The 11,924-nt window shown below is 39.0% G+C and carries 7 protein-coding genes; all 7 read right to left on the reverse strand.

Annotated elements, in window-relative coordinates:
* Positions 1 to 15 precede the first annotated feature (15 nt).
* Positions 16 to 1,641, reverse strand: coding sequence for a glucose-6-phosphate isomerase (gene pgi / locus CEW93_RS05800; protein WP_089539506.1), 1,626 nt, complete (start codon positions 1,639 to 1,641; stop codon positions 16 to 18).
* A gap of 1 nt (position 1,642) precedes the next feature.
* Positions 1,643 to 2,506: a UTP--glucose-1-phosphate uridylyltransferase gene (locus CEW93_RS05805; protein ID WP_089539507.1), complete on the reverse strand. Its 864-nt coding sequence runs from the start codon at positions 2,504 to 2,506 to the stop codon at positions 1,643 to 1,645.
* Positions 2,507 to 2,517: 11 nt separating this feature from the next.
* Positions 2,518 to 3,627 (reverse strand): Stealth CR1 domain-containing protein, encoded by a 1,110-nt coding sequence (locus CEW93_RS05810; protein WP_089539508.1) that lies wholly within the window; start codon positions 3,625 to 3,627, stop codon positions 2,518 to 2,520.
* Between the two features lie 349 nt (positions 3,628 to 3,976).
* Positions 3,977 to 7,795, reverse strand: coding sequence for a CDP-glycerol glycerophosphotransferase family protein (locus tag CEW93_RS05815; RefSeq protein ID WP_089539509.1), 3,819 nt, complete (start codon positions 7,793 to 7,795; stop codon positions 3,977 to 3,979).
* 60 nt (positions 7,796 to 7,855) lie between these two features.
* The gene (locus CEW93_RS05820) at positions 7,856 to 9,040 is read right to left on the reverse strand and encodes a DegT/DnrJ/EryC1/StrS aminotransferase family protein (protein ID WP_089539510.1); all 1,185 of its coding nucleotides are present in this window, start codon (positions 9,038 to 9,040) and stop codon (positions 7,856 to 7,858) included.
* A gap of 22 nt (positions 9,041 to 9,062) precedes the next feature.
* Complete coding sequence (locus CEW93_RS05825; protein WP_089539511.1) at positions 9,063 to 10,526, reverse strand: nucleoside-diphosphate sugar epimerase/dehydratase; 1,464 nt, start codon at positions 10,524 to 10,526, stop codon at positions 9,063 to 9,065.
* A 746-nt stretch (positions 10,527 to 11,272) separates the two neighbouring features.
* A complete protein-coding gene (locus CEW93_RS05835) occupies positions 11,273 to 11,920 on the reverse strand; it encodes an ABC transporter ATP-binding protein (RefSeq protein WP_089539513.1) in 648 nt (215 codons plus the stop codon).
* Between the last annotated feature and the right edge of the window lie 4 nt (positions 11,921 to 11,924).

An 11,924-nucleotide genomic window follows, 5' to 3' on the forward strand; every position in this document is an offset into this window, starting at 1 on the left:
AACGTGTCCACATGGTTATTTGGCAGTTTTGGCTTTTATCTTGGTAAGCAAAGTGCAGGTTGATGAATCAAAACCGCTCACATCATCACCTATCAAGGCATCATACACCCGATTTGCCATCACTTTGCCAATCTCCACACCCCACTGGTCAAAGGGATTAATTTGCCACAATACGCTCATCACATAGACTTTATGTTCATACAAAGCAATCAAAGACCCCAAAGTTTTGGGGGTCAGACTATCAAGTAACAAGGTGGTGGACGGCTGATTGCCACGATACTGCTTAAATTTGGCAAATTCATCGTCATGCTGATAAGATGCTGGCAAAGCGTGGTTGCCAAACGCCAACACTTGGCTTTGAGCCAGACAATTTGACAAAGACAGCTCATGCTGATAGGACAGATGGGCATAGGCAGTTTGCCTGTCATCATAGCGACGAATTGGTGTGATAAAATCACAAGAAACTCGCTGCGTGCCTTGGTGCAAAAGCTGATAAAAAGCGTGCTGAGCGTTTGAGCCAATATCTCCCCACAAAATCGGACAAGTGGCATAATCTACCTGCTCGCCCGCCCTATTGACGGATTTGCCGTTGGATTCCATTTCAAGCTGAGTCAAATAGCTGGGAAAATGGCTAAGCCTACCATCATAAGGTAAAACAGTGTGAGCATTGATTCCCAAAAATGTGCTGTTCCACACACCAATCAGTCCAAGCAATACGGGCAGATTTTGAGTAAAATCTGCGGTGGCAAAATGCTTATCCATGTCATTTGCCCCAGTGAGCAGCTCATAAAAATTTGCCATACCAATTTTAATGGCAATGGCAAGTCCAATGGCTGACCACATAGAAAAACGGCCACCCACCCAGTCCCACAATAACAGCTGATTGTTTTTATGAATGCCCCACTGGCTCATCTTATCAGGACGAGTGGAAATGCCAATAAAATGACGGCGTAAAATGGCGTCTTGATTATCGCAAGCGGACAACAGCCAACCCAAAGCAGTTTTGGCATTGGATAATGTGTCAATCGTCCCAAAAGACTTGGATGAAATGATAAACAGCGTGGTTTGCGGACTGAGTATTTTTAATAACCCATCAAGCTGGGTGCCATCCATATTGGAAACAAAATGCACACGAATGCTTGTGTCCGCCCACTCTGATAAGGCGGTGGTCGCCATCAAAGGCCCCAAATCCGAGCCACCCACACCGATATTGACCACATCTGTGATGGCATGTCCTGCAAAACCACGCCATACGCCTGTGCGGATACGGCGAACCATGTCATCGGCACGAGCCAAGCTGTCATGTACTTGGACGTTGACATCCATGCCATCAACCATCAGTGGTGTGTCTTTGGGGCTACGTAAAGCAGTGTGTAGTGCGGGGCGATGTTCGGTGTCATTGACCTTTTCACCCATCAGCAGAGCATGAATTTTGGCGGACAACTCATAGACGTTGGCAAGCTCAATGAGTTTGGCAAAAATTTTATCATCTATGGCCTGTTTGCTAAAATCCATATAGATGTCGCAGGCAGAGGCACTAAATTTTTGTCCACGCTCGTCATCATCAGCAAACAACTTGGTCAAAGTCTGATTATTTTGGGCAAGTGTCTGTAAGGCTTGCCAAAGCCGGCATTTATCCATGTCAAATCTCTTTGCCAAGATGCTTGGCAAAATACATAAACGCCTGCATATAAGTTGTCATGTCGCCAGCATCAAAGCTGTTGCCCTTTAAGGTAACCACGTCCATGCCCTGCTCACTAATGAGTGCATCAATAGCATCGGTCAGCTGAATCTCACCACCCACGCTTGGTTTGGTTTTTGCCAAAAAGTCAAAAATCCTTGCTGAAAACACATATCGCCCCACCACCGCCAAATTGGACGGTGCAACCTCCAAAGATGGCTTTTCTACAAAGCCAAGCACATCAAAAGACTGATTGGTATCTGATTTTTGTATGGTGAGTTTATCGTTGAGCTTAGCAATGCCGTATTTATGCACTTCACTATCCGCCACAGGGTCAACCAAAATCTGGCTACGCCCTGTTTGGGTAAATTGGCTTAACATATACGCCAAATTATCCACCCTAAAATCTGTGTTAAAAGGGTCAAGCACCACATCAGGCAGCAGTACGACAAAAGGATTATCACCAACCACGCTTGCTCCTTGTAATACCGCATGCCCTAGCCCCAAGGGCTTGCCTTGACGCACACTGATGATACGCACACCCTCTGGTAAAAAGTTCAGACTGTCCGCTAAACTGTCTTTACCTTTACTGCGAAGCTGACTGTCAAGCTCGGCATTGATATCAAAATAGTTTTCAATCGCTTGCTTTTGGGCATGATTAACAAGCACAATGTTTTTAATACCAGCACGTACTGCCTCCATAACCACATAATGAATGGCAGGTTTATCACCTAGGGGCAACATCTCTTTGGGCACTGCCTTTGACAGTGGCAACATACGTGTACCAAAACCTGCGGTGGGGATGATAGCGTGGGTGGGGGTCATGGCGCACTCTTTTAAACAGTATAATATTTATTCAAAAATTGAATGAGTTTTTCTTTGTAGTCAGGAATTTGACTATTATTATCAACATAAAAATCATTGGCGCAAAACGAATGTGGTAATAAACTCTCATCTTGTTGCTTCAATAATTTATCATAACAAGTCAAGGCTGTTCGTGAACGAATATTAAAATAATAACAAACATCTATCTTTTCTACCGATTGTTGTTGACAATACATCAGCCATGGCACAAGAAAAGTTGCCATATTTAAATCGTTATTAGTACGAAATTTATTCGGTAAAAACCGCACAATCTCTTCTTTAAACATTGTCCACGCTTGTTCATAAGCACTCTTTTTGAGGGGATAGTAAGTATGCACTAAGGTATTATCAATCTTGATAGGAAATTGGTTTTGAAGTAACGATTGGACACTCATGCAGGCACTAAGTGTGGGGGTGTCCAATCCTCTTTTTTGTATATCACTTAGCCTCTTAGCGGATACAAAAAGCGATGCTACGCCATTGGCTGAGAAAAAATGTGATTTTTTTAGTGGCTTAGCCACAAAAACATCATCATTAAAATACAAAAAATTCTCAGATAATTCTGGGATACGATATAAAAATGCTTCGATTACATGAGAATTAAATGTGGGCAAATATTGCCCATCAATAATTTGATGATGAAAAACTAATATTACATCCTGAAAGCCACCAATCCATTTAGGCACTTGATTATCTGTAACTAGATAAATATTTCGTATCCATGGCATATTTCTTTGCACAGATTTAATGGAATAGTATAATTCATCATGATTTTCAAATCGTGCGTCATTAGTAGCAAATTTCCCCAATGATTGATGATTGTTTTCATAAATTGATTTATGAAATTGATATCTTTCTTGCCACAAAGGATCGGTATTATCAACCCAAGTGTAAACCACATCTACTGGACATTCCTTAGATGAAAAAACCCTACTATCCTGCTCACCAAGCAGAGTTGCAACTTCTTTATTTTTACTCATTTGCAACTCTGTATGCGTAAAAGGATATCGCTTATCAAAGTAGTCCCTAAAAAATATGCCGGGGGTTTTGATAAGTTTTCTTATCTTACGCCAAATTTTCATGCTATCATATATCGCCAAATGCGTTTAAAAGGAATTGAAGTTATCACCACTTCATATAGATGATTCAACATCCCTGATTACTATTTACTACAATTGCCAACTCAATTATCAAAATACCACTAATATACCCATCTCTCATTCTAGAACAAAAACAAAACTAAAGTAGCATAAGACATTTAAGCCAACAAGCTTTGTCAAGACGCCTTATATCACTTAACTGTGATTGCAATACACTCATCAAGCATCACCTTCAACGTTATTAGACACTAAAGATGATGCACCTGATTAACAGCACAACCGCATAATTCAAGTGTTCAAACAACCAAAAATATCAAAAACTCAGATGCTTTTAAGACGATACCTGCATATCAAGCAGTTTTTGTAGATTGCGTTCTTTATTTACATTAGGAAATACAGCGACCATGCCACGGTAACATTGTTCTGCCAATACCCTATCCCCCACCACCAATGCAATTTCTGCAACCAACTCCCAATAGTCATAACCATCATCCACCTGTGGCTTACGAATCAATTGATATGCCTGATCAATCAATGCCATACGATAATGCGCCAAAACAATCATAGGTGCAAACTTTGTCATTTGCTCACTACGCATTCGCTGAGTCACTGTTAAAATTTCCCGCCATGCACCACACTGTGTAAACATCGTGATACACAACTCAAGCAATACTTCATCACTCACAACAACATCAAAATCACCATTAAGATAGGCAGTAAACGCATCCATGCGTTTTAAGTGGCACAGTGACTTTAAATAATTCAGCACATCATTAGGCATCAGCATTGCGCCCATTTGTATGAGAATATCACTATGCTCCACACAATAGTGATAGCTTGCCTGCGCATAATCCATCTGAGCACTCACAACATGACTGGCATAGTCTTTACTTGTCAAACAGGCATTATGCCTTCTAATGTAATGGTAACAAGCTGCGTACGCTTCATCCTGTATGGATGCCATGGCGGCAATCAGTTGTGGCTTATATAATCGATGCTCATCCTCTGTCCACACAGAATGCAGAATAGATTCATCTATTAGCTGGCAAACAGAAGCATAGTCTTTTTCAAGCAATGCACTAAAGACATCAACTAATATTTTTACCTTCTTATTCATTACAGTGCCATCTATCAAGTTGTGATATTGCTTTAAAAATGCATCATTATCACCCACATAGGCACAGCCTAATAAGTACAACATTACATCACTTATCTGTTTGGGTTTGTTTTTAGAAAAATAAGCAATAGCCGATTGATAGTCCTGCAACCAGAAGTTTGCTTTTATCATCCAATATGTTTGCTCTTTTTGAGATAAACCTGATGTAGGCAAATACTCCATTAGCTTTTGATATTTGCCCTGCATATACATCGCTTGAGCGATCTCAGTAGTGCTCTGTTCTTCCTGCTGCATCAGCAATTGCTCTAAAAGCATCCATTCCTGATTGTCTTTTGCATAGCCCAAAGCTTCTGCGATGAAGTCATTACCATCTATCGATACACCAGCTTTAGGACTATCTAGTGCGGTAATAGCCTGGTATACACGTTCACAGTTTTGACAGTCACGATGTGCGAAAGTATTGTCTAAGCGCGCCTGATATTCAGGCAGTGCCTTGCCATTATTTTTTAAGATTGCCTCTAAATCTGCAAGTAGCGCAGATTCATTATACGATACAGCTCCAAAGCCATGAGTTTTATAATCAAAATACCCTCTTTGCCATTGTTCAGAAAAAAACTCATCAAAATCAAACTGATAATACAAAACTGCCTTACCTAAATAACCCATCTCAAATGCAACGCTTGAATAATCCGTAATCATTAAATCTGAGGTCTGGAACAATGTTTGAATACTTTCATCGGAACTGGCTTGCCATATTTTAATATTTTTCGGCAATTTAAACTGATCTAAATAGGTTTCTACATTTTTATGGGGAGCAAACACAATTTCATACTGATAAGTCTCAATCAGTCGCTGCAATGTCTCACTGACCAAAAATGATCGCCATTTCTGTGCATACTCAGATGCCATAAAGTCAGGATTTCTCAAAAATACCCCATGTGTCGTATCATACCTGCCAAGTAAGTATTTACGCCAAGTTGGCATCACTACAATGCGCTTAGTATTTTTCACATTCCCTGCTAAAAGCACATCATGCCGTGGAAATCCCGTTAATTTAATCTCCTTTTTCCCATATTTATAATGATTATCATCTCCTGCAATAGATTGATATTCATCATGTGTGGACACAATCATCAGCGTCATGTACTGAATCTTTGAATTATACCAAGCATATAAATCGTTTTGGGTGACACCATGCGGCAAAAAAACGAAGTCTTTTCCAACCAACCCTTTATCGCCAAAATAGTCCACAATATAATCATCAATATGGGAGCTGATGATTTTTGCACAGTTCTTTAATTCAGTCTCAAAGTGCACCGACCCAAAATCCAGCAACTGAAAGCCTTCTGCTTTCAATCTATCCCAATCATGGGAACTTCTACGCAGTGCAAAATAGGCAGGCTGCGCTGGATGCTGGGTCATTAAATAACGATAGAAATGCTCAGCATTATCATCCGCCTGAACATCTCGATCCATAATAATCCATGTATTATTTTTTACTGGATATTTAAAAAGTTTTGCATAGTAATTCTTAATCTCAGTGGTCTTAATAGGTGTACGAACGTGCTGACCCGCGAAACCTATCTTAGCTTTATTACCATCTATCGCCACTGAAATATCGCCATCATCAGACAAAGGCAGCCAATAGCGATACTCATAAATAAAAGTGTGCTCTAAAAAATTATGACGCAGAATTTTTTTATGTGTTGGCTGCACTATACTATCATGGTCAAAAAACATCGCATGACTGTCTTTTGGTGCAAAATAATATATCAGAACCTCATTTTTTACCACATCGTATTTTTCAACATACGCAATCTGCCTATCCTTGTTAGGTGCTTGATTTTTATATAAATTTAGCATCCCTGACTTTTCATAAAACCATGTGCCTGCAAGACTAAAAGCATCAATGGCATCTTCATCAATATAACTAAAGACTTCTTTCAATAAGGACACATAAGTGTCTTTTTGTGCCTGACTAAGAAAATTTAACGCATCATGCTTATTTACAATACCTTTTATTTGCCAAATATGGTAATACATCACTGAGTTTTGGATAAATTTTGGAACATAACCTAGCGCTTCTTTATAATTCTTTAATGTCTGTAGGCAACCATAACGTAGCACCTCATCATAGCCTGAGGGTTTCGCCCAGCCTGTATCCAGCGTACTGCTACCATCCTCTCTTTTGCGATAATAATATTTTGCATCTTTAATAAACGCCACCCTACCCTGCTGCTGATGTAATGCCAAGGCATAGTTCATCATAAAAGTTGCATCCTCAAACGAGGGCTTAATTCTAGTATCAAATCTTAGATTGTTTTCTTTAATGATTTTGCTATTTAGGATTGCTAAGCTTACCGAAAGTTGAATGTATTGATTTTCATCTTTTACATCAAAACAGGTAATATTTTGCTTAAATTTATAATTCTGAGGATGCGTATCTTTGTACTGTTTACTTTGTTCATAATAGAAAATTAAATTACAAGACACCATCCATAAATCTTTGTGTGTTTCAATGGCATTGTCAATATTTTTAAAATAATCTATATCTAAAAAATCATCTGGATCAATAAAAGTACACCAATCTGTCATAATATAATCAATGCCCATACTGCGAGCAGACGCCTGACCACCATTTTTTTTGTAATAATAATGAATATTGTTAGGGTATTTTTTTTGCCATTTTTTGATGATTTTTGCGGTATTATCCGTAGAACCATCATCCACTAAAATCACCTGAATATGTTTTTTAAAATCCAGCGTCTGACTCACCAGTGAACGAAAATATTCATCAAGGTATTTTTCCACATTATAGGCAGCAGAAACGACCGTAAACTGATTTTTTCCCTCATATCTGACAGGGATTTTTCCGATGAACTGCTTGCTTCTTTTTTGATACATATCCTTAAAAAATAGCTCTGGATCGCGCTGTAGTTTTTTAAGCTTTCGCACCACAGCATCTTTATTTTTTGCCATACTTTTTAACGAAGCTTCTACATCATTGCGATTTAAGTCTTTTAGTAATTTCATGTTATGCCTTTCATGGATTTAGCAATAAATAAGATAATGGAAGAGTCTCAAAGACTGATTTTAAGCAGCGCCATCACCACTTAAGATTTTTTTTAGGCTATTTATGATACGACTCTGATCTTCTGTGGTCATTTTTGTAAATAGCGGGATAGACACTTCATGAGCATATAACTGCTCTGCCACTGGGAAATGCTCAGGCTGTAAATGATACATGTCTCTCCATACAGGGTGTTTATGTAGTGGAATAAAATGCACAGAACAACCGATGCCAAACTTCGACATCTGTATAATAAAATCTTCTCGTGATATGCCTGCTCCAGCCGTTAGTTGAATGGGGTACAGGTGCCACGCATGTTGATGTCCTGCCTCTTTATTCGCAACAAATGGTAGAATGATGGGGAGATCTTTTAGTGCTTCATGGTACGCCTCTGCGAGCAGCTCTCGCTTTTTTTGAAACTCGTTAATGCGTTTTAGCTGCTGCACACCGATCGCAGCACAGATGTCTGGTAGATTATACTTATACCCTGGCTCAATGACTTCATAAAACCATGCTGGTGTTTTTGATTGGTAACGATCGAAAGCATCTCGACTAATACCATGCAGTCTCATAACTTTAGCGCGCTTAATCAACGCTTTATCTCTTGAAACCAACATACCGCCTTCACCTGTAGTCATGGTTTTATTTGCATAAAAACTAAAGACCGTGGCATCACTCTGGAGTGTGCCGATTAAATCACCTTTGTATTTTGTTGGAAAGGCATGAGCGGCATCCTCTATGACTTTTAGCTTGTGTTGCTTAGCTATGCTTAAAATAGCATCCATATCCGCAGACAAGCCCGCAAAATGCACAGGGATGATTGCCTTCGTTTTGGTTGTAATCGCCGCTTCAATCAGCACAGGATCAATACAGTAAGTGTTGGGATCAGAGTCCACGAACACAGGGTGCGCACCTAAATAACGCACCACTTCTGCAGTAGCAGTAAACGTATAGGTGGGTACGATCACCTCATCACCCGCTTGCACCCCCACTGCTTCTAGTGCAAGATGCAATCCTGATGTGGCAGAATTTACTGCGATCGCTTCAAGAGTCTCATCACCTAGGAATGTGATAAAATCTTGTTCAAATTGCCTCGCTTTTGGGCCCGTCGTCACCCAGCCAGAACGCAAGGTTTCGACCACCTCTTGAATTTCGACCTCTGTAATGTCAGGCAAAGAAAAAGGAAGAAATTTTTGATCATGAATCATAGTAGTTTAGCACCTAAAAAAATTAATATGCTTGAATAAGATGGCTTTTGATATAACCATCAACAAAATAGCTTAGTTGATTAATCAACCATAGAATATTATTATCCTCGTAAGCTTTTAATAAATTCGATTCAAATATTTCTATCTCATCAATTGGGAAGCTTTTTTCCATTGCTTTTATAATCAAGGGGTGTTCTGTTTTTTGCAAACCCTCTCCCGAAATAAGCAGTTCTTCATACAGCTTTTCACCAGGTCTTAACCCTGTATAAATAATATCAATACCATCAGGATTGGATTGATTCTTGATGGCATGGCCACTTAGTCGAATCATTTTTTGAGCCAGATCATTAATCTTCACAGGCTTACCCATATCCAATAAAAAAACATCGCCACCCATCGCCATCGCCCCTGCCTGAATCACAAGCTGGGATGCCTCAGGAATAGTCATAAAATAACGGGTAATTTCAGGATGTGTTACAGTGACAGGTCCACCCTCTTGAATCTGTCGCTTAAACAAAGGGATGACTGATCCAGATGATCCTAAAACATTGCCAAATCGCACCATAGAGATCTTAGTCTTATGATTTGGATTGGCGGCTAAGCCCTGACAAACAATTTCCGACAGTCTCTTACTGCAACCCATAATGTTGGTTGGGCGAACAGCCTTATCTGTCGAAATCAAAATAAAGGTATCTACACCCGCCTTGATAGCTGCTCTTACGCAATTTGCTGTACCAATAAAATTATTAATCACACCCGCAAAAGGATTATGCTCAACCATTGGCACATGTTTATAAGCAGCGGCATGATACACAGTATCAACATAAAATTTAGAATAAATGTGGCTGAGTACAATGTTGTCCAACACACTACCTATCATAGAAAAAATAGGTAATGCATCATTGCCTTTTTTTAATTCAGTTTCTATGGTGTATAGTGCATATTCAGATACATCAAACAAAATTAGTGTTTTTGGATTTAATTTCACCACCTGTCTGGCAAGCTCACTACCAATTGAACCACCAGCTCCTGTAATTAATACAGTTTTATTTGTGATATTTTTATTTAGCAAATCACCTAATGGCTTCACTACATTTCTACCCAACAAATCCTCTAATTGAATGTCATAAATTTGTGACGTATTTGCACGCCCTAGCAAAATATCAGTTAAGTTAGGCAAAGTGAGTACTTTTACTGGAAATTGATTTAAAAACCCATAAATCTCCAAGCGTCTTTTTTGTGGCAGTGAGGGGATGGCCAAAATGACAATCTTAACACCATACTGATCAATGATGGATTTAAGATGGATTGGCTCATAAATGCCCACCCCTTCAATATTGTCGTCATCAAGTGTCTTATTATCATCTATAAAGCCCGCCACATGATATTCATTTTTATTACATAGATGATAAAACAACTCTCTACCACCAGCACCCGCACCATATATCACCACTGAATCTTTACGTACACTGTTTTGTTGCTCCATTATCTCACCTTATATATGCCAAGTTGCTAAACGCATCCTTAATATCTATGTTTTCGTACCTGAAAACACCACTAACCCACATTATTAACTAACATCATTGCATTAACATATCTCTTCATCTATGACGACATGCTTGGTTTTTTTCACAAAAAAAAGTAAGTGTCATGATTCCATACCACCAAACCTAAAAAATTAACCAAATCCCATAAATAATGTTGCAGTTTATCAACATCTTTATTTCAACACTACTCGCATTCTTTTAAGTGGAGCTCAAAGTTGACAGTTATACCATTAAACTTGGCTAGTATGACAGCCCATAGATAGACCCCATCATCTCTTTCAAAGATGCTAAAAAGGTTTTTAGTACACCACGATCACGCTTGAGCTTACCATGAAAGTTACGTTGGCATTTAGCACCAAAGTAGCTTTTGTCAAGCTCTATTTCACATATAATAATATTTTCTGACTTGGTACTTATAAATTTCTTGACGAAAGATGTTGTATCGATGGTTAATTGTATTACGCTTAATGCTAATCAAAAGCATTATTTTGACAACATCCGCATCAACACAAAACAATTTAATGATTTTTTTGACTTTATAGGCACTTAATTGACCGTTGTATTTCATATAGCCAGTCTAGTATTGGTTGGGTTGCTGGTCTAGAGCCTCCAAATATCCAACAATTACAATTTTATTCATTTTACACCCATGTACCAACAGATAAGTTAAATTATTTACCAAAAATCACAAACCACGATAAACCCCAAACGCCTCTTCCATATCATCAAATACTGTCATCACCCCAGCATCTAAAATGGCGGCTTTATCACAATATTTTTTGACCAGATTTAGCTCATGAGACACCAAAATCATCGCTTTATGCCCACGTTTTTCAAACAGCTCAGTTTGGCATTTTTGTTTAAAACTGGCATCCCCCACCGAAATCACTTCATCAATCAAATAACAGTCAAAATCAATCGCCATAGAAATGGCAAAGGCCAATCTTGCTTTCATGCCTGATGAATAGACTCTAACAGGCTCATATAAGTATTTGCCCAATTCAGCAAAGGATTCCACCATCACCATCGCTTGATGATAATCTGTGTTATAAATGCGACAGACAAAACGAACATTATCCGCGCCGGTCAGACTGCCTTGAAACGCTCCACTGAATGCAATTGGCCATGAAATGTTCATGTCTTTAATGATTTTGCCTGAAGTGGGTTTTTCCACACCACCTAATAATCTGACCAATGTGGATTTGCCCGCGCCATTTCTGCCCAATATACCAACTTTTTCACCGTTGTCAATGGTGAGATTGATGTCTTTTAGTACTTCTCTTTTGCCTTTGCCAAAGGGGTAAACTTTGGTAACATGTTCTAATTTAATCATATTT

This window comes from Moraxella sp. VT-16-12, from assembly GCF_002224245.2.
Taxonomy (GTDB): Bacteria; Pseudomonadota; Gammaproteobacteria; order Pseudomonadales; family Moraxellaceae; genus Moraxella.

Coding starts and splice junctions, on each gene's coding strand:
- pgi (WP_089539506.1), bottom strand. CDS start 1,641: ATGGATAAATGCCGGCTTTGGCAAGCCTTACAGACACTTGCCCAAAAT.
- CEW93_RS05805 (WP_089539507.1), bottom strand. CDS start 2,506: ATGACCCCCACCCACGCTATCATCCCCACCGCAGGTTTTGGTACACGT.
- CEW93_RS05810 (WP_089539508.1), bottom strand. CDS start 3,627: ATGAAAATTTGGCGTAAGATAAGAAAACTTATCAAAACCCCCGGCATA.
- CEW93_RS05815 (WP_089539509.1), bottom strand. CDS start 7,795: ATGAAATTACTAAAAGACTTAAATCGCAATGATGTAGAAGCTTCGTTA.
- CEW93_RS05820 (WP_089539510.1), bottom strand. CDS start 9,040: ATGATTCATGATCAAAAATTTCTTCCTTTTTCTTTGCCTGACATTACA.
- CEW93_RS05825 (WP_089539511.1), bottom strand. CDS start 10,526: ATGGAGCAACAAAACAGTGTACGTAAAGATTCAGTGGTGATATATGGT.
- CEW93_RS05835 (WP_089539513.1), bottom strand. CDS start 11,920: ATGATTAAATTAGAACATGTTACCAAAGTTTACCCCTTTGGCAAAGGC.